At 40.3% G+C, this 24,990-nt stretch carries 24 protein-coding genes, 1 pseudogene and 1 riboswitch; of the genes and pseudogenes, 20 read left to right on the top strand and 5 right to left on the bottom strand.

Annotated elements, in window-relative coordinates; translation table 11 throughout:
• Positions 1–185: 185 nt before the first annotated feature.
• Positions 186–1,370, top strand: coding sequence for an oxalate decarboxylase family bicupin (locus tag VK91_RS12345; protein WP_048393109.1), 1,185 nt, complete (start codon positions 186–188; stop codon positions 1,368–1,370).
• A gap of 36 nt (positions 1,371–1,406) precedes the next feature.
• On the opposite strand, the gene VK91_RS12340 is transcribed toward VK91_RS12345, so the two are convergent.
• On the bottom strand, positions 1,407–2,558 hold the full coding sequence (locus tag VK91_RS12340; protein WP_048393107.1) for an MFS transporter: 1,152 nt from the start codon (positions 2,556–2,558) through the stop codon (positions 1,407–1,409).
• Between the two features lie 97 nt (positions 2,559–2,655).
• On the opposite strand from VK91_RS12340, the gene yeiL reads away from it, so the two are divergent.
• Positions 2,656–3,318, top strand: coding sequence for a transcriptional regulator YeiL (yeiL, locus tag VK91_RS12335; protein ID WP_048393105.1), 663 nt, complete (start codon positions 2,656–2,658; stop codon positions 3,316–3,318).
• Positions 3,319–3,413: 95 nt separating this feature from the next.
• Here the strand turns inward: yeiL and VK91_RS12330 are convergent, their stop codons facing one another.
• The gene (locus VK91_RS12330; RefSeq protein ID WP_048393103.1) at positions 3,414–3,725 is read right to left on the bottom strand and encodes a hypothetical protein; all 312 of its coding nucleotides are present in this window, start codon (positions 3,723–3,725) and stop codon (positions 3,414–3,416) included.
• Positions 3,726–4,009: 284 nt separating this feature from the next.
• Between VK91_RS12330 and VK91_RS12325 the strand changes: the two genes are divergently transcribed.
• The gene (locus VK91_RS12325; protein WP_048393100.1) at positions 4,010–4,990 is read left to right on the top strand and encodes a diaminopimelate dehydrogenase; all 981 of its coding nucleotides are present in this window, start codon (positions 4,010–4,012) and stop codon (positions 4,988–4,990) included.
• Between the two features lie 55 nt (positions 4,991–5,045).
• On the opposite strand, the gene VK91_RS23220 is transcribed toward VK91_RS12325, so the two are convergent.
• Complete coding sequence (locus VK91_RS23220) at positions 5,046–5,174, bottom strand: hypothetical protein (protein ID WP_255349863.1); 129 nt, start codon at positions 5,172–5,174, stop codon at positions 5,046–5,048.
• A gap of 287 nt (positions 5,175–5,461) precedes the next feature.
• On the opposite strand from VK91_RS23220, the gene VK91_RS12320 reads away from it, so the two are divergent.
• The 15 genes and pseudogenes from VK91_RS12320 to panF all read left to right on the top strand — a co-directional run bounded on the left by VK91_RS12320 (position 5,462) and on the right by panF (position 22,009).
• Entirely contained in the window at positions 5,462–8,650 is a 3,189-nt protein-coding gene (locus tag VK91_RS12320) for a BTAD domain-containing putative transcriptional regulator (RefSeq protein WP_048393098.1), read from the top strand.
• A 285-nt stretch (positions 8,651–8,935) separates the two neighbouring features.
• Positions 8,936–9,753, top strand: a pseudogene (locus VK91_RS12315) (alpha/beta fold hydrolase).
• Position 9,754: 1 nt separating this feature from the next.
• Positions 9,755–10,288, top strand: a complete 534-nt coding sequence (locus VK91_RS12310) for a GNAT family N-acetyltransferase (protein WP_048393097.1) — start codon at positions 9,755–9,757, stop codon at positions 10,286–10,288.
• 356 nt (positions 10,289–10,644) lie between these two features.
• Positions 10,645–11,880 (top strand): substrate-binding domain-containing protein, encoded by a 1,236-nt coding sequence (locus VK91_RS12305; RefSeq protein WP_048393095.1) that lies wholly within the window; start codon positions 10,645–10,647, stop codon positions 11,878–11,880.
• Between the two features lie 60 nt (positions 11,881–11,940).
• Entirely contained in the window at positions 11,941–12,717 is a 777-nt protein-coding gene (locus VK91_RS12300) for an ABC transporter ATP-binding protein (protein ID WP_004227883.1), read from the top strand.
• The gene (locus tag VK91_RS12295; RefSeq protein WP_048393093.1) at positions 12,692–13,399 is read left to right on the top strand and encodes an ABC transporter ATP-binding protein; all 708 of its coding nucleotides are present in this window, start codon (positions 12,692–12,694) and stop codon (positions 13,397–13,399) included. Before VK91_RS12300 ends, VK91_RS12295 begins: the two co-directional genes overlap by 26 nt.
• Positions 13,400–13,415: 16 nt before the next feature.
• Entirely contained in the window at positions 13,416–14,288 is an 873-nt protein-coding gene (locus VK91_RS12290; RefSeq protein WP_004227888.1) for a branched-chain amino acid ABC transporter permease, read from the top strand.
• On the top strand, positions 14,285–15,301 hold the full coding sequence (locus tag VK91_RS12285; RefSeq protein WP_048393091.1) for a branched-chain amino acid ABC transporter permease: 1,017 nt from the start codon (positions 14,285–14,287) through the stop codon (positions 15,299–15,301). Before VK91_RS12290 ends, VK91_RS12285 begins: the two co-directional genes overlap by 4 nt.
• Positions 15,298–16,302, top strand: a complete 1,005-nt coding sequence (locus tag VK91_RS12280) for a 3-oxoacyl-ACP synthase (protein WP_048393088.1) — start codon at positions 15,298–15,300, stop codon at positions 16,300–16,302. Before VK91_RS12285 ends, VK91_RS12280 begins: the two co-directional genes overlap by 4 nt.
• A gap of 12 nt (positions 16,303–16,314) precedes the next feature.
• Positions 16,315–17,226, top strand: coding sequence for an alpha/beta fold hydrolase (locus VK91_RS12275; protein WP_048393086.1), 912 nt, complete (start codon positions 16,315–16,317; stop codon positions 17,224–17,226).
• Complete coding sequence (fabG, locus tag VK91_RS12270) at positions 17,210–17,941, top strand: 3-oxoacyl-ACP reductase FabG (protein WP_048393085.1); 732 nt, start codon at positions 17,210–17,212, stop codon at positions 17,939–17,941. Before VK91_RS12275 ends, fabG begins: the two co-directional genes overlap by 17 nt.
• A 15-nt stretch (positions 17,942–17,956) precedes the next feature.
• Positions 17,957–19,432, top strand: a complete 1,476-nt coding sequence (locus tag VK91_RS12265) for a class I adenylate-forming enzyme family protein (RefSeq protein WP_048393083.1) — start codon at positions 17,957–17,959, stop codon at positions 19,430–19,432.
• Between the two features lie 61 nt (positions 19,433–19,493).
• Entirely contained in the window at positions 19,494–20,048 is a 555-nt protein-coding gene (locus tag VK91_RS12260; protein WP_048393082.1) for a short-chain dehydrogenase, read from the top strand.
• Positions 20,049–20,300: 252 nt separating this feature from the next.
• Positions 20,301–20,564 carry a YhdT family protein gene (locus tag VK91_RS12255; protein WP_004227902.1) on the top strand — a complete coding sequence of 88 codons (264 nt, stop codon included), beginning with the start codon at positions 20,301–20,303 and terminating at the stop codon, positions 20,562–20,564.
• Positions 20,564–22,009: a sodium/pantothenate symporter gene (gene panF / locus VK91_RS12250; protein ID WP_048393080.1), complete on the top strand. Its 1,446-nt coding sequence runs from the start codon at positions 20,564–20,566 to the stop codon at positions 22,007–22,009. Before VK91_RS12255 ends, panF begins: the two co-directional genes overlap by 1 nt.
• Positions 22,010–22,049: 40 nt before the next feature.
• Here the strand turns inward: panF and VK91_RS12245 are convergent, their stop codons facing one another.
• Positions 22,050–22,820, bottom strand: coding sequence for a TSUP family transporter (locus tag VK91_RS12245; protein ID WP_048393079.1), 771 nt, complete (start codon positions 22,818–22,820; stop codon positions 22,050–22,052).
• A gap of 125 nt (positions 22,821–22,945) precedes the next feature.
• Here VK91_RS12245 and VK91_RS12240 point away from each other — a divergent pair, with 125 nt between their 5' ends.
• Positions 22,946–23,728 (top strand): TrmB family transcriptional regulator, encoded by a 783-nt coding sequence (locus VK91_RS12240; RefSeq protein WP_048393077.1) that lies wholly within the window; start codon positions 22,946–22,948, stop codon positions 23,726–23,728.
• 22 nt (positions 23,729–23,750) lie between these two features.
• Positions 23,751–24,137 (top strand): hypothetical protein, encoded by a 387-nt coding sequence (locus VK91_RS12235; protein ID WP_048393076.1) that lies wholly within the window; start codon positions 23,751–23,753, stop codon positions 24,135–24,137.
• 54 nt (positions 24,138–24,191) lie between these two features.
• Here VK91_RS12235 and VK91_RS12230 read toward each other — a convergent pair whose 3' ends face one another.
• Positions 24,192–24,563, bottom strand: coding sequence for a nucleotide excision repair endonuclease (locus tag VK91_RS12230; RefSeq protein WP_004227912.1), 372 nt, complete (start codon positions 24,561–24,563; stop codon positions 24,192–24,194).
• 203 nt (positions 24,564–24,766) lie between these two features.
• Positions 24,767–24,878, top strand: a riboswitch (SAM riboswitch).
• Positions 24,879–24,990 lie beyond the last annotated feature (112 nt).

Genomic DNA, 24,990 nt, shown 5'->3' with positions numbered 1-24,990 from the left:
TGAAGAACCCGCTCCAAAATTAGGGAAAAGTGATCAATGTAGCAAGCTCCTCTCTCAATAAAGTATCTATGCTTAGTAGCCAACCCACTGCCAGAAAAGAAAGAGAATAATCCAAGCTGTGTATCCATACATTTTAGAAGAATAGAAGTATTTTATTTTGATTACAAACATAAAGAGGTGAACGATTGGAAAATTTGCCACCGGGTTATTTTCAGGTGCCTCAGCCTATTCGAGGTGATGGGGCTGGAGGGGTGGATAAGGGACCACGGGATATTATGAGGGATTTAGAAAATCCTGATATGCTAGTGCCACCAACGACTGATGCGGGTTTGATTCCTAATTTACGATTCTCGTTTTCAGACACGCATATGACCTTAAATCAAGGTGGGTGGTCACGGGAAATTACGGTTCGTGAATTACCGATTGCTACGACTTTGGCGGGTGTGAACATGAGTTTGACACCAGGAGGCGTACGTGAGCTGCACTGGCATCAACAGGCAGAGTGGTCTTATATGCTGCTTGGCCATGCTCGCATTACAGCTGTCGATCAGAATGGTTGTAACTTTATAGCGGATGTGGGACCCGGTGATTTATGGTATTTTCCACCTGGCATTCCTCATTCCATTCAAGGACTTGAGGATGGCTGTGAATTCTTATTAGTATTTGATGATGGGCATTTCTCCGATCTGAACACACTGTCAATTTCAGATTGGTTTGCTCATACGCCAAAAGAAGTGTTATCAGCGAATTTTGGGGTTCCTATTCATGCTTTCGATCACATCCCGAGTGAACAGCTATATATTTATCAGGATCGGGTTCCGGGGCCAATTGATTCTCAGAAAGTGCAATCTCCATATGGTGAGGTTCCGCAAACCTTTAAACATCGTCTGTTGGCACAGCCTCCATTAAAAACACCTGGAGGCAGTGTGCGCATTGTCGATTCGACTAATTTCCCAATTTCTAAAAATATCGCGGCTGCACTGGTGGAAATTGAGCCAGGGGCGATGCGGGAGTTGCATTGGCATCCTAACAACGATGAATGGCAATATTATCTGCAAGGAAAAGGCCGTATGACAGTTTTCACAGGAAATGGAACGGCTCGAACATTTGATTATCGGGCGGGAGATGTTGGCTATGTTCCATTTGCGACGGGGCATTATATTGAAAATACTGGAACAGAGCCATTATGGTTTTTAGAAATGTTTAAAAGTGATCGATTCCAGGATGTGTCCTTAAATCAATGGATGGCGTTAACGCCGACAGAATTGGTGCAAAGTAATTTACAGGTCGGTCCTGAGCTGCTTGAGGCTCTCAGAAAAGAAAAATGGCCGGTTGTAAAATATCCTGGTTTTTCCTATTATCCGAAATAAAGAAAGCAGGTGAGGAAGTTCTCACCTGCTTTTAGTTTAATATTGATATTTTTTGCGTGTCATTAGCAAAATAGCGATGGCTGGTATTGTACAAATGAGCATGGCTGCGAAGGACAGACCTGGTGATATTTCGTATAAATAGCCACCTAAAAATGTAAGGATGGCGGTACTTAAGCCCATAGCTAATGCAGAGTATAAACCTTGTGCATTGGGGATTTGTTCCTTTGGTAGCGCTTTTGTTAAGTAGCGAATAAAGGCAAAATGGGCTAATGCAAAGGATAATGCGTGCAAGGTTTGAGAAGCGATAAATACCCAGACATTTGGGAACAAAAAGATAAGTAACCAACGTAGGGAAGAGCCGCTCGCTGCTAAGAGTAATAAGGATGATGAGCGCCATTTCGTCAATAACGTATCAGCCTTCATAAAGTAAAGAATTTCGCAAATAACAGCGATATTAATAATCATACCCATATAGAATGGATCAACCTGTAAATCTTCTAAATAAATATAACCGTAGCTATAATAGGAGGCATGTGCACCCTGTAGCAAGATCACGATGAATAAAACAATTGGGAAGCCTTTGATAGTCCATAGTGTTTTCATCGACAATGATTTTGCACGCTGTTCTTTTGTTGGTACTACGAGTAATTCCTTTGGTGTTGCTAATTGTTGCATAAGTAACATGCCCACCAACCCTATAATCATGCTCCAGAAGATGATGTTCTTTCCAAAAACGCCGGTCAGCATACTAATAATTAAAACAGCGATGACAAAGCCAAATGAACCATAGGAACGGCTTTTACCATAATGAATATTGCCATACTGCACAAGCGTAGCGGCACTGCTTTCCACAGCAGGTAATAGCGCTGGGTAAAAAACACTAAATAAAATGGTCACGATTAATAATGCTGTAAAGCCTGTGCTTGGAATATAGAGCAAGGCAGTTAGCAACGAGCCTATTGCTAAAATTGTAATGAGTCGTTTATTGTGTACGTATTTTGCAAGTGTTGGGAAGAAGAAGAGATTGGATGTGGCACGAGCTAGGAGCCCACAGCCCATCACTACACTTGCCTGCGAGACGGTTAGATGTTTCGCATCCACCAGCCAACCTGTCCAGTAGGGTAAGAAAATGCCCCAAGTGATAAAAAATGTAAAGAAATTCTGAGAAAGCCATCGTTGATTGTTCATATAATTTCCGTACCTCCATTAACTATGTTGAATAATAGCATGTTCATCGCTACAATAATGTGAGATATCTCATATTTTTTATAGGAGAGAGTAAAAAATGCATATTTTAACAGCTGAAGCCCGTACCCATTATCTTGAAAAATATCCGATTGATGATTTTTTCTCATTTGATATCAATCCCTATTTAGAAGTCCGCCAGTTTGACAAGGGGGAGTGGATCTTCCAGGAAGGCTCCTTTCCAGACACCGTGTATTACATGATAGAAGGAAAGGCGAAGCTCTATATGACACATAAAAATGGGAAGGTTTCACTTATTGAATACCTAGAGGCTCCTCTTTTTATGGGGGAAATTGAATTGTTAAATGAGGCTAGGTATACAAAGGGGATACAAACCGTCACCAAAACAATTTGCTATTCGATTACACAGTCATGTAAGGAGAAGTTACTTGCGGATGCTTTGTTTTTACGTAGACTTTGTGTATTTTTAGGGGAAAAAGCGACAAAAATGACATCTAAATATACACAAAATCAGGCCTATCCGCTGGAAAATCGCTTAGCAGCCTTTATCCAATTATCAGCCGACCAAGGTGTCTACAAGGAAAAACATACGGAAATCTGCGAATATTTAGGGGTCTCTTATCGCCATTTACTATATGTCTTGGCACAGTTTTGTGAAGAGAGGATATTGGAAAAGCATAAGACAGGCTACCAAATTATTGATAAAAACCTTCTCGCACAGCTTGCACAGGAAATACTATGAAAACAACCATTCCATAAAGGTTGCCTATTAGTGCAGATCAGCTGAGGGAATTAATTCAATTTTATAAGTTATAAATTAAAAAGGATTTGACTTCTTTAAATGAAGTCAAATCCATTTTTGTTGTATTCACTTTTTTTAATTAACCAGCGAGCGATATCCTTACCACTATGGTAAAAGTCCACTTCATTTACCTTGTTTTTTTGGATGGAGAGGTCAGGGATGTTTTCTAAAACGTCAAAAGGTAAAACACCGATACATAAATGATTATTTGTTGGAAAATCTCCTTGTTGCTTACTGCCACTTTGTATCGATTCACTATGCTTGTTCATTGAGTTTTGTGTCATATGGAATGCAAGTAGTTCTCCTTGTGCCAATGCTGTGCTTGATGAGTAACCAGTACTTTTCATTCAACATGCCCCCTTTTGTCGTTACAGTTATTGTACAAGACTAAGTGGGAAAATAGCCGTTATTTACAAGGCTTTTACAATAACTTTAAGGTTCATGGAAAATTTAGTGATTTGTAACCGTATTCATACCATTATGGGATAAAAACCATAGAAAACTGATATAAATTCTTTTTAAAAAACTCATACTCAAACTATTGTGAATTTTTCTAACACGAAGTATTATTGTAATTAGATTTAACGTGAAAGTTTTCACAAAGTCGCGAAATCGTTAGGAGGAATTTTTAATGAGTGCAATTCGAGTAGGTATTGTAGGATATGGAAATTTAGGACGTGGTGTGGAGTATGCCATTTCACAAAATCCAGATATAGAATTAGTAGCAGTGTTCACACGACGTGATCCTTCAACAGTAAACGTAGCAAGCAATGCAAGCGTATATTTAGTAGATGACGCTGAAAAATTCCAAAACGACATTGATGTTATGATTTTATGTGGTGGTTCTGCAACAGATTTACCAGAGCAAGGTCCACATTTTGCACAATGGTTTAATACAATTGATAGCTTCGATACACATGCGAAAATTCCTGAATTTTTCGATGCTGTAGATGCAGCGGCACAAAAATCTGGTAAAGTATCTGTTATCTCAGTTGGTTGGGATCCAGGTCTATTCTCTTTAAATCGTCTACTTGGAGAATCAGTATTACCAGTTGGTACAACATATACATTCTGGGGCGATGGCCTAAGTCAAGGACATTCAGATGCTGTTCGTCGTATTGAAGGCGTAAAAAATGCTGTTCAATACACATTACCGATTAAAGAAGCGGTAGAACGAGTTCGTAACGGTGAAAACCCTGAACTAACAACACGTGAAAAACATGCACGTGAATGTTGGGTTGTATTAGAAGAAGGTGCAGATGCAACAAAGGTTGAACAAGAAATTGTCACAATGCCTAACTATTTCGATGAATATGACACAACAGTGAACTTCATTTCTGAAGATGAATTTAAAGCAAATCATACTGGTATGCCACATGGTGGTTTTGTCATTCGCAGTGGTGACAGTGGTGCAAACGATAAACAAATTCTCGAATTCTCATTAAAACTGGACAGTAATCCAAACTTTACATCTAGCGTATTAGTGGCTTATGCACGTGCAGCACACCGTTTAAGTCAAGCGGGTGATAAAGGTGCGAAAACAGTATTTGATATCCCATTCAGCCTACTTTCGCCAAAATCAGCTGCTGAATTACGTAAAGAATTACTATAAACGTAGCTAATGATCCCGATTATCATTGAGTTGATAATCGGGAATTTTTTTAAGCCTAATTTTTTGCTAAAAGTAATGCTTCCTTTATAGCAAGAATAGCCTTGCTAGTTGCCACTGTTAAATTTTCTTTCATAAATGGTACTAAGTCTTTTGGAATAGCAATAACCACATATCCATACTTCACTCAAATTCCTTCGCTCGGTAAAGCAGTTCCATTATAATCGGAACTCGTATAATCTCTATATTTAAAGGCGGTTCATTTAGCCACTTTCCTTCTAAATTTTAGTAATATAACAGGATACTAAAATTGGGAAGAAAATACCAACTAAATTCTACTTCCATCCCTCAAACAAAAAATGGGGATAAAATCTATAAAAATACATAAAAAATATGGTAAACTGTCAATAATTTAATAATCTGAATTTTTGTAGAAATTTTTGTAACCTTACAAAATATGGAGGTTATGTTTATATGACAGCAGATATTATTATTCAATCAAAATGTATGGCCCCCAATCCATCCACGCATTGTATTAATAGAGCAACACTAATGCGAACGCTAAAGAAAAGTCATCATCATACTTGTACTTTCTTGCATAGTGGTGCAGGGTACGGTAAAACAACCATTCTAACTCAATTTCTTGCAACCGAATCAAGTACGTTTTCTTGGTATAGTATTTCTGATGAAGATGATAATTTATTACCCTTTTTGAGGCACCTCTTTTTTAGTATACAGCGCGTCGTACCGAATTTTGGTCATACATTTGATGGGTGGAACCAATTATCGCGCTTTCCAAAAATGGATGAGCTCAATCGATGGTATAAGCTTTTTGTCAATTGCCTCTGCGATATAGACGAGCCTCTTCTCATCGTGATTGACGATTTTCACCTAGTAGATCATGTTTTTCCTATTAATTATTTCATGGAAAAAATCATTGAATTTGCTCCACCCATCATTCATTTTATGTTGGCTTCCAGAACACTACCCAATTGGGATATTATGAGGAAATTAAAGCTACAAAAAAGATGGCTCGTTATAAAAGAGGACGAACTGGCATTTTCAACTGAGGAGATTGCAGTGTTTTTTGAAGAATATGTAGATGTACATTTATCCGAGGCTGAAATGAAAAAAGTATTAGATATCACTGAAGGCTGGGCCATTAGCATTTCCTTATTGGCAGAGCAATGGCATCATGCTTCGCTAGATCATTGGCTGACGATTCCCACAAATGAGCTATTCACATATTTATCAGAGGAAGTTTATAGTAGGATGACTGCTACTGAGCAGGAGACGATCTTAAAATTAGCGATTTTTCCTACCTTTTCTGCGGAGCTATTGAAAGCGTTTTATGGCGCTGAGATTGCGCAAATGCTGAATGTATTAACTCAGCGTCATTTATTTATCCAACCTGTGACAACAGATGGCTTCTATCGTTTTCATGCATTGTTTAGTCGATTTTTAGAAATGAAATGGCGACAGTATCCAACACAACATGCGGACCTTCATAAACAAGCAGCATTGTATTATGTAGAACATCAAAATATTCAAGCTGTCCTGTATCATGCCTTTAAAACGAATGATCATCATTTTTGCGGAGAGCTCCTACAGCTTCATGCAGAATCAATCGTACGGGCTGGTCAATTTGAATGGTTGCTCGAAAAAATCAATCGATTTAGTGCACAGGAAAAAGATAAATTTTATAAATTAAATTATTTTGAGGGTGAATGCCATCGCTACCGAGCTTATTATGAAAAAGCGAAACAATCCTATGAAAAATGTGCAATCCTAGCACAGCAGCAGCGGGATCACCTATTTATGACAAAGTCACAAGCTGGGATAGCCCATATTTACTTAGACACCATTCAACCTGCTTTAGCAGAGCCATATCTCGAGAAAGCATTAGAGCTAGCGAAACATACACCATTGCGCAAAGAGGAATTACTAGAACTTCAACGGCAATACGCTGAAAATTTAGTGAATCTAGGGAAGGCCAAGGGTGCACAGCTCTTTATGGAGGACGTCGCATTGCCAGAGGATGTCATACAGCGAGCAAATGTTGATGTACGTGTTTTACTACGAACAGGACAACTACGGGAGGCCAAGGAGTTATTAGCGCAGCGACTTGAATTACCGCCTCAGCTTGTTTCAACCCATCGAGAAAGTGAACTGCTAGCAGCTTTCGTTTATGCACTGTTAGGTCAAGGCAAAGAAGCCTGGTATGCTGCCCAGCATGGCATTCGAAGAGGAATAAAAGAGAAGTCTATTTTCATAGAGGCGGTTGGCTATATCAGAAAGGCTCATGCCCTGCTGTTAATGGATTTCCCAGATCATTATGGGGCATGTCAAGCCTATGAAAAAGCGTTGACCCTCATGAATGCCATTAATATTTCTCGTGTGAAGGCGGAGCCATATATGGGGTTAGCCATTGTCAAACATTTGTTAGGAGATATGGTAGCGGCTAAGAAATACTTAGCACTGGGCTTACAGGAAACGGAGCAAGTTCAAGATGCTTGGATGACAGCGCTTATTCTTTTAGCAGAAGTAAAAATAATACTTTCTGAGCAAGAAATAGGGAGAGCGAAGCAATTATTAAAGAAGACACAGCAACTATTTCAGGAGTGCGGTGATCGCAATGGCTTGATGCATGTCTTATTTTATCAATCAATGATTGCCCTGAAAGAGTGTAATAAGAAGCCGTTTCAACAGTATTTTCAACAGTTTGCACAACTATGTGTCTCAAATGGCTATGAATACTTCTTACAAAGGCCAACGATACTTGGTCCGAGCAATCGAATGGTTTTTTACGAGCTATTGCAATATAGTCAAAAATGCCAGATGGAGCATCCAGCTATATTAGCTTTGCAAAATCATTTTCAGGTCGAGGATAGTATTAGTTATCCGCATGATGAAATACAGATAAATCTTTTCGGGAGTTTAAATTTAATTCGTACACAACGAAAGCTGGAAGACAAAGAATGGCAACGTGATAAATCAAAGGAATTATTCGTATATCTCTACTGCCATCGCCATCGCTTTACACCAAAGGAAGAAATAGCACAGGCATTATGGCCAGATCGTAGTGTCGAGTCCTTGGATCGTGATTTTAAGGTGGTGTTAAATACGTTACTTAAAGTGTTGGAGCCGCAACGACATGCAAGACAAGAGAGCTTTTTCATTCAGCGGAAAAATAATATGTATCAGCTACAAAATATTGCTTTTCTCCAAATTGATGTTGAACGTTTTCACTATTATTACAGCTTAGGAATCGACGAATTTGATCCTCAGCTGTCAAATGAGTGGCTCTTATTAGCGGAAGCGAGCTATACGGATGCGCTCTATGCGGAAAAAAAGCAAATCGACTGGCTAACACAGGACCGTGAAAAGCTACAATCTTTATATATCGAAGTCTTGGAACGACTAGCACAAAATGCAACAAGACAACAGCAATATAAAAAAGCCATTTTTTTCGCAGAAAAGATGCTACGCGAGGATGCACTCTGGGAGGAAGCGTATCGCCTGCTCATGTACAGCCACTACCAGCTCCAAAATCGCTCTCTTGCCTTAAAATGGTATGAAAAATGTGTCCAGCAATTACATCAAGAGCTTAACACAACCCCGATGGAATCCACCATGACGGTCTATGATTTGATAATGGGGTAATTGGTGTTGTTATTAAGGCTAGGTGAAGGATTTTGTATTGGATGGGCTTGCTCAAGTGTGGGGAAGTGCTCCATTGATTGTGGGAATGCTCATTCATATGAGGAAACCCGCTCCAACTGAGAGTAGAGCCGCTCCTAAGTAATGTGAAAACGCTCCAACAGAGGAGGTGCCCCCTCCTAGTCAAAGCGCTCATTCTATGAGGAACTCACTCATAAACTATGTCAATCCGCTCCAACAGTGGGGTAGACAATACTATAAAAATGTAACCTATATGGAGGAACAACAATGCCATTTTGTCAGACGAAAAAAGCGAATATTTACTACGAAATAATTGGAACAGGGATACCTATCATCATGCTACATGGTTTTTCTCCTGATCATCGTTTGATGAAGGGCTGTATGGAGCCTGTTTTTAAAAAACGTGAAGGGTGGAAACGTATTTATCTGGATCTTCCGGGAATGGGAAAAACAACAGACTATTCATCAATTCAAAACTCGGATGAAATGCTAGAAGCGATTATCGAATTGATACACACAATCATTCCGCAAGAATCGTACTTGTTGGTTGGTGAATCTTATGGTGGCTATTTAGCGCGCGGTATTATGAGGAAATCAGTGGATCAACTTTTAGGTACTGCCTTTATTTGCCCTCTCATCATTCCTGAAAAAGAACAACGTACGGTGCCACCGCATTGTATTGTACAAGCAGACACTGCTTTTTTATCAACATTAAGTCAGCAGGAGCAAGATGACTTTATGGCTAATCAAGTTGTCTTAGATGCCTATAATTGGGAGCGTTATTCAACAGAGGTGTGGCAGGGTGTAATCTAGCAGATCAGGCATTTTTAGAAAAAATTCAGCAAAGCTACGGATTTTCCTTTGCCGTTGACGAAAAGTCCTTTGATAAGCCAAGTCTCTTTTTGCTGGGTAAACAAGATTCTGTGGTTGGCTATAAGGACGCGTTATCACTTCTAGAGAAGTTTCCCAGAGCAAGCTTTGCCATTTTAGATAGAGCAGGCCACAATTTGCAGATCGAGCAACCTAAATTGTTTACCGAGCTGATGAGTGAATGGTTGAATCGTATAGAGGGAGCGATGGATTAAAGTGATACTTGCAAATGATAAATTATTTTTAAGAGAATTTAGGCAGCAAGACTGGGCTGATGTGCATAAATATGCCTCTCAGGAGGTTGTTTGTAGGTATCAAACATGGGGACCGAATTCAGAAGAGGATACAAAAGAATTCATTCAGGATGCTCTCGATGAAGCAACACAAACACCAAGGGAACGATATGTTTTTGCTATTATTCATCAAGAAACATTAATAGGTGCGGTAGAAATCATGATTAGGGATTTTGTAAATGAAGTCGGGGAAATTGGCTATATCGTGAACCCTGATTATTGGGGTAAGGGAATAGCAACGCAGAGTGCTAAATTGATGATGACTTTCGGCTTTGAAACATTAAAGCTCCATCGTATTTATGCAACCTGCGACCCTCGAAATATTGGATCATCCAAAGTGTTAGAGAAAATAGGAATGTCAAAGGAAGGAATATTACGTGAAAACATGCTAATGCAAGACGGCGTTTGGCGAGATTCATTATTGTATAGTATGTTGAAACAGGAATGGTTATCATGAAGCGTACGATTAAAAGTCATCTTTATTTAGGGGTATAAAGCTATGCAGAAGGAAAAGAGCAATAAGAATCCGATGTATCACTGCAATTAAATGCAGTAGGGAAAGAGAAACGAATTATAGGAAAAAAATAGATGTGGACTCTAAAAAGCAAGAATGTTGATTTCTAAACATTCTTGCTTTTTGTTTTAAGAAATGTTGTTTAGTTGCCATTCTGCTTCGCTCCATTTTCGGGACATAGCTAGGTGGCTCATATTTTAGCCATTTAGCTTGTAACTAATTTGTAACTGAACTCTTATATAGTGTTGTCATAGCAAGAAAGCGCTTTCTAGGGAGCTTATTTTGAAGGGGGATATGGGATGAGGAAGCAGTGGTATTGGTTTCTTTTAGTGATGTTGGCTGTGGTGTTGGTGGCTTGTAATGGGGATACGAAAGACGGCGCAACGGAAGCAGATTCTTCTGATGGGGAGACGAAGGCGGTTACTGCGGAAGGCGGCACAATTAAGATTGGTGTACTTGCATCGTTAACTGGGGCGCTTGAGTCATATGGGAAGCAGACGCAGCGAGGATTTGATTTAGGAATTGAGTATGCAACAGGCGGCACGATGGAGGTCAATGGTAAGAAAATAGAAATTGTATATGAGGATACCGAAACAAAGCCAGAGGTGGCTGTGCAAAAAGCGACAAAGCTTTTAGAAGATGATCAGGTTGATTTTTTAGTCGGCTCTTCAAGCTCGGGTGATACGCTCGCTGTTCTACCACTTGCCGAGGAGTATGAAAAAATTATGGTGGTAGAGCCTGCAGTGGCTGACAGTATTACAGGTTCAGAGTTCAATGAGTATATTTTCCGAACAGGTCGTAATTCATCCCAGGATGCCTATGCGGCAGCAGCGGCTATTGCAGGCAAAGGTGTGAAGATTGCTACATTTGCGCCAGATTATTCGTTTGGCTGGGATGGTGTGAATGCCTTTAAAACGGCAGCGGAGAAATTAGGGGCTGAAATTGTACTAGAGGAGTATGCAGATCCTGCTGCAACAGATTTTACTTCCAATTTGCAAAAAGTGATTGATGCGAAGCCAGACTATTTGTTTGTGGTTTGGGCGGGGGCAAATTCACCATGGAATCAAATTGCAGATCTTAAAATTCAAGAAAAGGGCATTAAAATTTCGACGGGTGCGCCGGATATTATTGCGCTTCAATTTATGAACCCATTGGTTGGGATGGAGGGCTTCTCGGTGTATTATCATACACTTCCTCAAAATGATGTCAATGAATGGTTAGTAGATGAACATCAAAAACGTTTCAATGAAGTGCCCGACTTATTTACTCCTGGCGGCATGTCTGCGGCGATTGCTATTGTGGAGGCATTGAAACAATCGGATGGGGATGCAGACGCCAACAAGTTAATCGACGTTATGGAAGGTATGTCCTTTGAAACACCAAAAGGGACAATGACATTCCGTGAAGAGGATCACCAGGCTCTACAATCCATGTATTCGATTCGCTTAGAGCAACAAGATGGTGTGGATTATCCAGTACCAGTACTTATTCGGGAGCTTAGTCCTGAAGAGACAGCACCGCCCGTTATGAATTAAAGAATTGAGAGGCAGCATAGCTGTCTCTCTACATAAATGTGAGAAGGAAGGGAGTAGAGAATGGAGCCTATATTATATACAGATAATTTAACAATTCGTTTTGGGGGACATACGGCTGTAGATGGCGTTAATTTTCAAATGCCTGAGAAGCATTTAAAGTCCATTATTGGGCCGAATGGTGCTGGGAAAACAACCTTCTTTAATTTGATTAGTGGTGAGCTAAAGCCAACTGCGGGTGATGTTTATTTTAAAGGGCAATCACTTGCACAAAAGTCGGCCATTGAAAGAACTCGAATGGGATTGGGACGATCTTTTCAGATTACCAATGTTTTTCCAAACTTAACAGTTCTCGAAAATGTTCGTTTAGCCGTCCAATCCAAGGAGAGAATTCGTTATCAGCTATTCCGCCATTACAAAAGCTATCAGGCGATTACGGACAAAGCGGAGGAGTTATTGGCACTTGTGTTACTCGACAATAAACGAGATGCCCTGACAACAATGCTATCCCATGGAGAGAAAAGAAAGCTTGAGATTGCCATGCTACTCGCGTTAGATACAGAAATTCTACTGCTCGATGAACCCACTGCAGGGATGTCATTAGAGGAAGTACCTACGATTTTAGAAATTATTCGAAGCATAAAACAGCAGGGGGATAAAACCATTTTGCTCATTGAACACAAAATGGATATGATTTTGGATTTATCGGATTCTATTATGGTGTTGTTCAATGGTCAGCTATTAGCAGATGGCTCACCAGAAGAAATTATGAATAATGATACTGTGCAACATGCATATTTAGGAGGGCTGTACGATGACCACCTTACTGACATTAAATGAGGTTCACACGCATATTGGTCAATATCATATTTTGCAGGGCGTTAATTTTGAAGCGAAGGAGGGGCAGGTTACTGTACTGCTCGGACGCAATGGCGCAGGGAAAACGACCACCCTGAAAACAATAATGGGTTTAACGCCTGCAACAAAGGGTGACATTGCCTTTCGCTCCCAATCGATTAAAAAAGGTCCTACCTATAAGGTGGCGAAATTAGGAATCGGCTATGTACCTGAAAATCAAGGGATTTTTGCAGATTTAACGGTAGAGGAAAACATGAAGGTAGCGATGCGCAAGGAGGATACAGCCACATTAGAGCGACAGCAATATGTGCTAGAGCTGTTTCCTGATTTAAAGAAGTTTTGGAAAAAGGCTGGTGGGCATTTATCCGGTGGTCAAAAGCAAATGCTGTCCATGGCTAGAGCCTTTATCAATGATAGCCAATTAATATTGATAGATGAGCCTTCCAAGGGACTTGCTCCGATAGTTGTGGAAAAAGTGATGGAAGCGATTGTGGAAATGAAAAAGAAAACGTCCATTGTTCTAGTGGAGCAAAACTTTATAATGGCTAGTCGAATTGGTGATACCTATACATTAATCGATGATGGTAGAACAGTAAATTCGGGCAATATGCAGGATTTGATTGATGATGAAGAGCTAAAACGCAAGTATCTTGGCATTGGATAGAGGGGGGTGACTATCATTGGAGCTATTGGTCAATTTAATCATTAATGGCTTGGCCACTGGGATGTTAATTTTTCTGTTAGCAGCTGGTTTGACATTAATTTTCGGTTTAATGGATGTATTGAATTTTGCGCATGGTGGGCTCTTTGTTTGGGGGGCCTATGCGGGCATCTTTACCTATATGTTGACAGAAAGTTTTATCGTTGGGATTATAGGCGCGATTGTGACTGGAGCGTTGCTTGGACTGCTGACAGAGAAATTCATTATTACGCCTGTTTACGGCAATCATATTCAGCAAATTTTAATTACCTTAGGGCTGATGCTCGTTTTGCAGGAGCTTATTAAGGTGGTCTTTGGACCAAATGGGGTGGCAGTAAAAACACCAAGTTATTTAGCAGGAAGCTGGGAAATTGGTGATGTGATCATCATTAAATATCGTTTATTTATTATTGTCATAGGGTTTGTGATTTTTGGTATTTTCCAATACATGCTGAAGCGCACGAAGATTGGCTTGATTGTTCGGGCTGGGGTGCAGGATAAGGAAATGGCGCAGGCTCTCGGTATTCATATTAAGCGTGTATTTTTATACGTCTTTATGGTGGGCGCTGCTCTGGCGGCACTTAGTGGAATGTTGATGGCTCCCTATTCAGGTGTGATTTATGCGGAGATGGGCATGGAGTATGCCATTTTAGGCTTTATTGTTGTGGTAATTGGCGGTATGGGTAGTTTTTCCGGCTCCCTGCTTGCAGCGATTTTAGTTGGGCTAGCAGGTAGCTTTATGGCTTATTATGTCCCTGTGCTGTCACTGGCGGTCAATATGATTTTAATGGCCATCGTTTTAATTTTCCGTCCTCAGGGGCTGTTTGCGATGCGAAAGGAGCGGACATCATGAACAACAAAATATCTTTACGCGCTTTCGCTTTTTTCCTGTTACTTGTCATTTTTATTATCCTTCCTTTTGTCAATGATTCAAGGACACTACTTATTTTACTCACACAAATCTTTATTTTTGGGATATTGGCAATGAGTTATGATATTTTACTAGGCTATACAGGCATCGTCTCCTTTGGGCACGCCATGTTCTTCGGCATTGGTGCCTACACAACAGCAGTCATGCTTAAGCAGATGGATCACACACTCTTGATCTTTGTACTGTCCATCGTGATTGGTATGATACTAGCAGGCTTCATTAGCTTTTTAGTAGGTTTATTAACCTTACGCTTAAAAAGTCATTTTTTCGCGATGCTGACGCTAGCCTTTTCGGGGTTATTTTTAGTCTTAGCTGAAAAGTGGCGCTCTGTTACGTATGGCAATGATGGCTTTACATTCAGAGCACCTGATCTATTTAGAGATCGAATGACCTTCTATTTCTTTGTGCTAGCAAGCTTGGTTGTCATCTTTTTGGCGCTCTACCGCTTTGTTAATTCACCAACAGGCCGTATTTTAATTGCCGTTCGTGAAAATGAACAGCGGACCAAATCATTAGGTTTTAATACGTTGCATTATAAAGTCATTGCCTCAGTTGTGGCAGGCATTGTAGCAAGTTTTGCTGGCTCCTTATATGCAGTGTCATTGCGCTTCGTTAACACGAGTGTGATGGCCATGGATATTACGCTGGATGCATTGTTAATGACGATTATCGGTGGGGTTGGTACTTTAGTGGGGCCGTTATTAGGCTCGGCGGTCATTGAATATGCGCAGCATGCACTGTCAGGGCTTGCACGAGATTATCCTATTTTCGAACGTTGGATTATCTTCTTCGGGATTCTCTATATTTTAGCCGTTATCTTCTTCCCAAAAGGTATTATTGGCTCATTAAGATTGCTCTTTTGGAAGTGGCGAGGAAGGCTAAAGCAACGAAAAACGACAGGTCCCTTGCCTCAGGAAAAGGAGCGATTTGAATGACAGTTGGTATTGTTAGTACAGGTATTTATCTACCTCGACAGAAGATGGCATCGCAGGAAATTGCGGCTCTTTCCAATATTCCTGAGGCCATTATCCGTCAAAAAATGGGCATTCATGAAAAGCCAATTCCTGATAAGTCTGATCATACCGTGCAAATGGGTATATGGGCAGCACAGGAGGCGATTCAAAAAGCGAATATAGACCCTAAGGATATTGATGTTGTCATCTATATGGGCGAGGAGCATAAGGAATATCCACTTTGGACAGCCTCCATTAAAATGCAGGAGGAGCTTGGTGCAGTGAATGCATGGGCATTTGATGTGCAATTACGCTGCGGCACTACAATCATGGCGCTGAAAGTGGCGAAAAGCCTAATGGCCTCAGATGACACGATACGAACCATTCTGTTAGCAGGTGGTTATCGCAATGTTGATTTTATCGATTACAGCAATCCACGAACGCGCTTTATGTACAATTTAGCGGCTGGTGGAGGGGCCATGTTATTACAAAAAAACTATGAAAAAAATTTGCTACTAGAGGCAGATATTATAACGGATGGTTCTTTCTCAGAGGATGTAGTCGTGCCAGTCGGGGGAACGAAAAATCCATTAACCCCAACCCATTTAACCGAAAATTTATATAAGCTTGACGTTTTGGACCCCATTGGGATGAAGGAGCGGCTAGAACAAAAATCTTTAAGCAATTTTTTGAAGGTCATTCGCAGTTCTTTAGCGAAAAGTGGATACAGTGACGATCAGCTAGATTATTTAGCGATGTTGCATATGAAAAGATCTGCACATGATTATATTTTAACGGAGCTTGGCTTACAGCAGGAGCAGTCTATTTATTTGCAAGACTATGGACATATAGGTCAGATCGATCAAATATTGTCCCTACAGCTAGCACAGGAGCAAAACCAAATTCAAGCAGGCGATATTGTGACGCTTGTTAGTGCTGGCATTGGCTATGTATGGGGAGCTATCACAATACGTTGGGGATAAGGGGGAAATGGCATGGTAAAAACGATTCAACTAGCAAATGGAGAAACAATGGCCTATCGCAAGCGATCAGGTGGAGGTCATCCTTTAGTGTTGGTACATGGCAATATGACATCTTCTAAGCATTGGGATATTCTGATGGATGCTTTAGACGAGAAATACACCATTTACGCGATAGATTTACGTGGTTTTGGTGAATCATCCTATCTTAAGCCAATCACTGCTATTAAAGATTTTAGTGATGATGTCAAACTATTTGTGGATGCACTGCAACTGCAAAGCTTTGATATGATTGGCTGGTCAACAGGTGGAGCTGTCTGTATGCAGTTTGCAGCAAATTATCCAGGACACTGTCAACGACTAATTTTACTTGCGTCTGCTTCTACACGTGGTTATCCATTTTACACGGATTTAGGAACAGGCAATCCAGCCTCCTTTAAGCGAGCCTATCATTATGAGGAGGTATTGGTGGATACATCCAAAACAAAGCTTATTCAAGGCTTCTACGATGAAAAAAATGCCGAGGGCTTACAGTCTATATGGAATGCATTAATTTATACGCATCATCGACCAAACGAGGGAAAATATCAAGAATATGTAGAGGATATGCTTACACAGCGCAATTTAGCAGAAGTATATCATGCACTCAATACATTTAATATAAGCGCTGTTGACAATGAGGTGGCAAAAGGCTCTCGGGAGGCCATGTTGCTTCATATCCCAATTTTAGTGCTCCGAGGGAATCGTGATTTGGTGATTACGGAGGAAATGAATGCAGAGATATTACATGATTTAGGCAAAACAGCACAGTTTGTAAGCCTAAAAGATTGTGGGCATTCGCCTTTGGTCGACGATTTAGCACAATTGACAGCTGAAATTGAAGCCTTTTTAGAAATTGGAGGAAGACAGTATGCGTTTGAACAATAAAGTGGCTATCATTACAGGCGCTGCAAATGGTATTGGCTATGCGGCTGCTGAGCGTTTTATCGAGGAGGGGGCATGGGTGTTTATCGCCGATTATGACGATAAAGCAGGCATTCTAGCAGCACAACAACTAGGCGAAAATGCTGTATTTATACAAGTAGATGTTGCAAGTAGAGAGAGCGTTAATCAGCTGGTGACGGCAGTGATCGAACAGGCAGGACGGATTGATATTTTAGTGAATAATGCGGGGATTACAAGAGACGCGATGCTGACAAAAATGACGGAGGATCAATTTCAGCAGGTACTAGATGTTAATTTGACAGGTGTCTTCCATTGTACACAGGAGGTCATTCCCTATATGGTGGCAGCAGGTGGAGGCAAAATTATAAATACATCCTCAGTTAGTGGAGTATATGGCAATGTTGGTCAAACCAATTATGCAGCGACAAAAGCAGCGATTGTAGGTATGACAAAAACATGGGCGAAGGAATTAGGGCGTAAGGGGATTAATGTTAATGCAGTGGCACCTGGCTTTACAGAAACAGATATGGTCAAAAAAATGCCTGAAAATATTTTGGCTCAAATGCGATCAATCGTCCCCCTACAACGCCTAGGGACACCACGTGATATTGCCAATGCCTATTTATTTTTAGCATCTGATGAGGCCTCCTATGTTCATGGGCATACTCTGCATGTGGATGGCGCAATTATGATGTGATAGGGGGTAGTCAAGATGTTTGTTGAGCAAGAATGGATTTTAAAACGTGCAGCTTTAACACCTCACCACATCGCCTTGATTAATTTAACATCAAAGGAACAATGGACCTACCAGCAATTATCTGAGGAAATCGGCAAATGGAGTCAATTTTTCGAACGGCAGCAGCTACAAAAGGGAAGTAGAGTCGCTGTTTTTGCGAAAAATCATATCCAATTGTTTGCTGTTTTATTTGCCTGTGGGCTACGTGGGCTCATTTATGTGCCGTTAAATTGGCGCTTAAGCAAGGAGGAGCTAACACAAATTTTGGAGGATGCGACTCCTGCTATCCTATTATACGAAGAGGATAGTCATTGTCCCTTAGTTTTAGAAAAAATGTTTTCACTTTATGTTAGCCAGCATGAGAAGGAGATACAACCAAGTAGGCAAGACGTGGATGTGAATGATCCATGGTTAATGATTTATACAGGAGGCACGACGGGTCAGCCAAAGGGGGTAGTGTTATCCTTTCAGTCGGTCAATTGGAATGCCATGAATACTATTATTAGCTGGGGTTTACATGCTCAAGATCGGACATTAAATTATATGCCGATGTTTCATACTGGTGGCTTAAATGCTTTATGCATCCCCTTACTGATGGCGGGAGGAACGGTCATTATTGGCGATAAATTTGATGCAGAAGAGGCACTACAAGCAACGAACCAATATCAAACGACAATTTCTCTTTTTGTGCCAACTATGTATCAAGCAATGATTGCTACGAAGTATTTTCAGGAAAATCAATTTCCTTCCATGAAGGTATTTTTATCTGGCGGTGCCCCGTGCCCTCATCCTATTTACGATGCTTTTTATAATAAGGGATTATTTTTTAAAGAGGGATATGGTTTAACAGAAGCAGGACCCAATAATTTTTATATTGACCGAGAGCGTGCCTATGCAAAAAAGGGGGCTGTCGGGAAAAGCATGCAATTCAATGAAGCTAAAATCATCAATCATACAGGAAAAAGCTGTGCACCTGGAGAAGTAGGAGAGCTATTGGTAAGAGGGAAGCATATGTTTCGCTTTTACTGGAATAACAAGCAAGAAACTGCCAATATCCTGCAAGATGGCTGGTTGAAAACAGGGGATTTAGCGATGATGGATGCGGAAGGCGATTTTTATATTGTTGGGCGTAGAAAAGAAATGATAATTTCAGGTGGTGAAAATATCTATCCTCAGGAAGTAGAACAATGTCTACTACGGCATCCAGATGTGCGAGAGGTGGCCGTGATTGGTGTAGGTGATGATTATTGGGGTGAGATCGTGACAGCTTTTATTGTTTGTCCCCACCAAGTAGCCTCTCTATTAGATGATCTTAATGAGCTATGTCATCAACAATTAGGACGTTATAAGATTCCAAAACAAATGATTTTCTTAGACGAACTACCGAAAACAAGCGTTGGTAAAATCGATAAAAAGGCATTGTATAGGCTTGTCGACTCATCGATCTGTTAAGTATGATGAGAAGGAAGAAACGCTCGTCTTTCTAAATCCGAAATAAGAGAGGGACACATAAATGGCCCACGCATTAGTTATTGGTGGAACAGGGATGTTGGCTGACACATCCCTTTGGTTAGTGAATGATGGCTACCATGTCTCAGTAATTGGACGTAGTGCCCATCGAATGGAAGATTTGCGAAATAGAACAACCAAACCCGCCCTTCTAACCCCGATTTTAGTTGATTATTGTAATATAGCCTTATTAAAAGAGAAGCTAGAAGAAACGCTTAAGCATAATGGGGCCATTGAATTGGTCGTTGCTTGGATTCATTCCTATGCGGACACTACATTAGAGAACATCTCCAATGTAATTTCAATAGAGAATAACGGGGAATGGAAACTGTTTCATGTGTTGGGGAGTAAGGCGAATTTAAGTGAAGTCCAAGAGAAATTGAAGCTCCCTGCTCGTTCGCAATACAGGCAAATCCAGCTAGGTTTTATGATGGAAGAAGGTCATGCGAGATGGCTTACGCATGAGGAAATATCGCAAGGTGTCGTTGCTGCTATTCAACAGGATCAGCCTATCCATATTGTCGGGACGCTACAACCTTGGGAAAAGCGACCATTATAAACTAACTAACCTTCGTCTAACTAGATGGACGAAGGTTTTTACTTATCTCCATTATCAGTTTGTTGTAGATGTCTACATAATTGTGAGGGATAGTTAGGTTTGTGTGAAAAACGTCAGGATCAAGCAACTTTCTTCTCTTACCTTTTACTTAGTATAACAAAATCATTTCCATATAACTTATCCTTATTTACTCACATCTCTTCCCATCAGACCGACATATCAGTAAAATAGAGTAGGTTAGGGGGATTACATGTGAAAGATCAACGCTTTAAAATAGCGCATCGAGAGGCGCTTATCGGAATTGGACTCGTCCTTGTCAACTTTGCGATTTGGTTTGGCTTTGCCTATGGATTAGGTTCAGGAGATCCAAGAAATTATACGTATGTATTTGGTTTTCCTGCCTGGTTTTTCTATAGCTGTATCGCTGGGACAGGCTTTATGATCCTTCTTATCTGGATTGTGATGAAACTCTTTTTCAAAGAGGTACCATTCGATGATGAGGAGGTGGATCGCTAATGCATTGGCAAGTTGTATTTCCATTGCTATTATTTTTAATTATTATTTTTGGAATCGGTATTTGGGCCAATAAGCATGTCCGCTCCTCTAATTCATTCCTGCAGGAGTATTTCCTAGGTGGTCGTGAAATGGGTGGTTTTATCCTTGCAATGACAATGATTGCTACATATGGCAGTGCGAGTAGTTTTATCGGAGGACCGGGTGTAGCCTATACAAAAGGACTTGGGTGGGTATTACTGGCAATGGCTCAGCTACCAGCAGGTTATTTTGTACTCATGATTTTAGGGAAAAAATTCGCCATTATTGCTCGTCGTTACCAGGCCATTACGTTAATCGACTTTTTACGTGAACGCTACAAAAGCCATGTCATTGTTATTTTATCAGCCATTAGCATCATTGTTTTCTTATTTTCGGCTATGATGGCTCAATGGGTTGGGGGTGCACGCTTAATTGAGTCATTAACTGGCTTAAGCTACACAGCAGCACTGTTTATTTTTGCGATTTCCGTGTTAGTATATGTGATTATCGGAGGCTTCCGTGCGGTTGCACTTACAGATACGGTCCAAGGTTCAATTATGGTGATTGGTACAATTATTTTATTAATCGGCACCATTGTGGCAGGTGGAGGCATCGACAATATAATGGCCTCACTGGTCGCTGAAAATCCTGACTTTGTGTCACCATTTGGCGCACAAGGAGATTTAACGCCTCTGTATGTCTCAACATTTTGGATTCTCATTGGTGTAGGGGTTGTAGGACTTCCGCAAATTGCGGTTCGTGCGATGAGCTATAAGGATTCCAAAAGTATGCATCAAGCGATTCTTATTGGCACGATTGCCATAGGGACAATCATGTTTGGCATGCATTTAATTGGGGTGTTAGCCCGACCTGTCTTACCGGGCATTGAGATTGGTGATAAAGTCATGCCGCTCCTGACATTGAAGGTATTACCGCCATTTTTAGCAGGAATCGTTTTAGCTGCACCAATGGCTGCGACAATGTCTACGGTTAATGCTTTACTAATGCTTGTCAGCTCTACAGTTGTCAAAGACATCTATTTAAATTATATGAAGCCGAAAGCTAGTGATGCAGAGATAAAGCGTGCAAGCTTTATTGTAACAACAGTCATTGGCCTAGCCGTTGTCATCTTTGCACTCAATCCACCTGATTTATTAGTGTGGTTGAACTTATTTGCCTTCGGTGGACTAGAGGCTGTCTTTATTTGGACAGTCGTTTTAGGATTGTATTGGAAAAAAGCGAATAAATACGGAGCGATTGCGTCAATGATTTCAGGCATGTTGTTGTATATTATGATTGATCGGTTTTATCCTTCTGTCTTTGGTATGCATACAGTCACGATACCAATTGTCGCATCCTTCTTTATTTTTGTGATTGTCAGTTTGTCCACTAGTCATAAATTTAAAAACGAAAAGCTTATGATTTAACGCCAAAACGCCACAGATTTCAAATTCTGTGGCGTTTATTTTAATGCATCATAAAATCATAGGCATTTTTCGCAAGTAATGTCATTGTAACGACAATAAATAGCGTGCGGACAAAGCCACTTCCTTTCTTGATTGCCATCCGTGAGCCAAGCATAGCCCCACCAATTTGCGCAATGCCCATGACTAGACCATAAACATAATGAATTTGACCTAAGTAAGCAAACATACAAACACCAGCCACATTACTCGCCAAATTTAAAAACTTCGCATTACCAGCCGCCTTTAAAAAATCGAAGCCTACCAATAAGAAGCTAAAGATTAAAAACGACCCTGTGCCAGGACCAAGAAATCCATCATAAAAACCAATAGCAAATAATAGCAGCATAAATAAAAACAAATGTTTTTTAGATAGATTTTTTACGGTAGAGACAGCACCCCAATCTTTTTTAAAGATCGTATATACCCCAACAGCCGCCAGCATAACAAGCATTAATGGCTTTAGTAATGCTGGATTAATCAGATGCACAGTCCAAGCACCACATAATGATCCGATAAATGCTAGTGGAAAATATTTGAGGACAGAGCGAATGTCCAGCTGGCCAGAACGATAGAAAGAAATAGAGGAAGTGAGCGAGCCCATAGCTCCTGCTAGTTTGTTCGTGGCAACCGCAGCAGCTGGATTGAGCCCAACAAATAGTAAGGCTGGTAGTGAAATTAAACCGCCCCCTCCCACTACTGAGTCAACAAAAGCCGCCAGAAATCCAAAAGAAATTAATAGTATGAGAATATGTACATCGATTTCAAACAACATATGACACCTCTTTATAATTAGTTACTACTGAAATAGTAACTAATTTTATTTGCGCTGTAAACCCCATTTTTTCATTGGCAAATCTTCACATTGGTAGCCTATAATAAAGATAATGGAGGGATTACATGGAGGAATTAATCACCCAGCTGAAAGAAATGGGTTTTACAGAATATGAAGCAAAGGCCTATACGGCACTTGTTCAGCAAAGTCATGTCAGTGCCTATCAGGTTAGTAAAAATTCTGGCATACCACGTGCAAGAGTGTATGATATTTTAAATATCCTTGTAGAAAAGGGCATCGTGTTAAAAGAAGAGACCGTAGAACAAACGACCTATTCGGCAATGCCTGTGTCTGTGTTCTTACAGCAAATGCAACAGCGCTGGGAGTCGAATTTTACGTCTATAAGCGGGAAATTAGAGAAATTAGAGGAAAAAGTACAGGAAGCTGAGCCTAAAGTGGTAATGCTGAAGGGCAAGGAATCCATTATCAACTATTGTCAGTCACTTCTAAAGAAGGCGAAGAAAAAAGTGATGCTGTCGATGTGGGAAGATATGTATGATGCCTTACGTGAAGATTTGCAAGAGGTGGCGCTGCATGTTCCTGTTCATGGCATTACGTTGTATGTAGGAGAGCATCTCGCCTCAATTGACCAGCATAGAGCCACACATTATACAAAAAAAGCATCTACACCGCATTGGTTTATCTTATCGATAGATGGTCAGGAAATGATTTATGGTCATTCTCCATCTACCCAAGAGACGGCCTTTATCACCAATGATCCGGTTCATATTTATTTGTTAGAGGATTATATATGGCATGATGTGCTCATCAATCGGTTAGTAAAACGTGATGATCAGGAGTTAGAAGACTGGATTGCTAAGGAGCGTAAAGCTTTTTTCTTAGAATAGTCGTATAAGGAAGGGGAGGAACTTGAAAAAATTCGTGTTGCTAGGTTTAATGAGCCTACTAATGCTAGGAGCCTGTAATGCTACACCACCTACCGATCCACCAACCATTCATGAGCTAACGGTTGTCCCAGATAATGTCCAGAAAAATATCGTTTTTAATGACAGAATACAACTATTGCATGAAAAGGATGCTCCATATTACCTTGTTTATTATTCAAAAGGGAATGTATTGGCAAGTATTACAGCTGAGGGAAATAGGCTTATTATCCAGTTAGAAGAAGGCAGCGAGCAAAGGAAAGAGGCTCAACCCTATGTTTTTAAAGTCACCGTCAAGAATCCTGAGCTGGATACCATTGATTTGCGAATTAACGGTCAGAGTACGCCAATTGATCGTATGACCATTATGTGATAAAAGAAACCGAAATCCCTTTAGAAATGAGATTTCGGTTTCTTTACGTGATGTCTAATAAAAGACTTTGTCTACGTTATATTTAGAGCGGAAAGTATTAATCGCATATGTTTCGTAAATTTCACGTTCCATTGGATCTTCTACTTCATAGACTTCAATTTTGAACACTTCATCACGATGGTTTTTCATCGGAGATACATTATCCTCGAAATGTTTTTTAATACGTTGACGAATTTTACGTGCTTTCCCAACAAACAATAGCTCATTCTTGTCATTATAGAATAAGAAAATGCCGCCTTTATCACGTGTGATTTTATGGAAGTCAATAAAACCGAAGTAAGGTGTGATTGGCACATCACCTGGTTTTAAATCTTGTTCACGTTGACGGATTACTAGATCTGGTTTTGGAAATTCAATTTTAATCAAACTATTCACGTTCCTCTCTCTTACTAAAAGTATATGGTAACATAATTACGGCATGTTTACCATAAATTTTAAATGTAGAAACCCCACAGATAGCAAGCTTAGTGTACATCAAATCCCCAAGAAACATGCGCGTGAATCACAAAATATTCTATGAATTATTGATATTCTAACTAGTTCGTGTTACAATTCAAGATAATTAAATAATCTTATCAAGAGAAGCTGAGGGATTTGGCCCGATGACGCTTCAGCAACCTCTAACAATTGTTAGAAAGGTGCTAATTCCAGCAAAGGATTTTTTCCTTTGAGAGATAAGAGTGGACGTGAAAAAAATCCTTCTCATTCTATCTCGTATGGAATGAGGAGGATTTTTTAATTTCGTTGCATCCTACGCAAGCAAGATTTGCTAAAAGAGAGTGATTATAGAGAG

Origin of the sequence: Lysinibacillus sp. LK3, assembly GCF_001043675.1 — a bacterium.
GTDB lineage: Bacteria > Bacillota > Bacilli > Bacillales_A > Planococcaceae > Lysinibacillus > Lysinibacillus capsici.
Note: the sequence above shows the minus strand (reverse complement) of the source record. Positions and strands in the feature narration are given on the sequence as shown.

Coding starts and splice junctions, on each gene's coding strand:
- VK91_RS12340 (WP_048393107.1), bottom strand. CDS start 2,558: ATGAACAATCAACGATGGCTTTCTCAGAATTTCTTTACATTTTTTATC.
- yeiL (WP_048393105.1), top strand. CDS start 2,656: ATGCATATTTTAACAGCTGAAGCCCGTACCCATTATCTTGAAAAATAT.
- VK91_RS12330 (WP_048393103.1), bottom strand. CDS start 3,725: ATGAAAAGTACTGGTTACTCATCAAGCACAGCATTGGCACAAGGAGAA.
- VK91_RS12325 (WP_048393100.1), top strand. CDS start 4,010: ATGAGTGCAATTCGAGTAGGTATTGTAGGATATGGAAATTTAGGACGT.
- VK91_RS12320 (WP_048393098.1), top strand. CDS start 5,462: ATGACAGCAGATATTATTATTCAATCAAAATGTATGGCCCCCAATCCA.
- VK91_RS12305 (WP_048393095.1), top strand. CDS start 10,645: ATGAGGAAGCAGTGGTATTGGTTTCTTTTAGTGATGTTGGCTGTGGTG.
- VK91_RS12300 (WP_004227883.1), top strand. CDS start 11,941: ATGGAGCCTATATTATATACAGATAATTTAACAATTCGTTTTGGGGGA.
- VK91_RS12295 (WP_048393093.1), top strand. CDS start 12,692: ATGACCACCTTACTGACATTAAATGAGGTTCACACGCATATTGGTCAA.
- VK91_RS12285 (WP_048393091.1), top strand. CDS start 14,285: ATGAACAACAAAATATCTTTACGCGCTTTCGCTTTTTTCCTGTTACTT.
- VK91_RS12280 (WP_048393088.1), top strand. CDS start 15,298: ATGACAGTTGGTATTGTTAGTACAGGTATTTATCTACCTCGACAGAAG.
- VK91_RS12275 (WP_048393086.1), top strand. CDS start 16,315: ATGGTAAAAACGATTCAACTAGCAAATGGAGAAACAATGGCCTATCGC.
- fabG (WP_048393085.1), top strand. CDS start 17,210: ATGCGTTTGAACAATAAAGTGGCTATCATTACAGGCGCTGCAAATGGT.
- VK91_RS12265 (WP_048393083.1), top strand. CDS start 17,957: ATGTTTGTTGAGCAAGAATGGATTTTAAAACGTGCAGCTTTAACACCT.
- VK91_RS12260 (WP_048393082.1), top strand. CDS start 19,494: ATGGCCCACGCATTAGTTATTGGTGGAACAGGGATGTTGGCTGACACA.
- panF (WP_048393080.1), top strand. CDS start 20,564: ATGCATTGGCAAGTTGTATTTCCATTGCTATTATTTTTAATTATTATT.
- VK91_RS12245 (WP_048393079.1), bottom strand. CDS start 22,820: ATGTTGTTTGAAATCGATGTACATATTCTCATACTATTAATTTCTTTT.
- VK91_RS12240 (WP_048393077.1), top strand. CDS start 22,946: ATGGAGGAATTAATCACCCAGCTGAAAGAAATGGGTTTTACAGAATAT.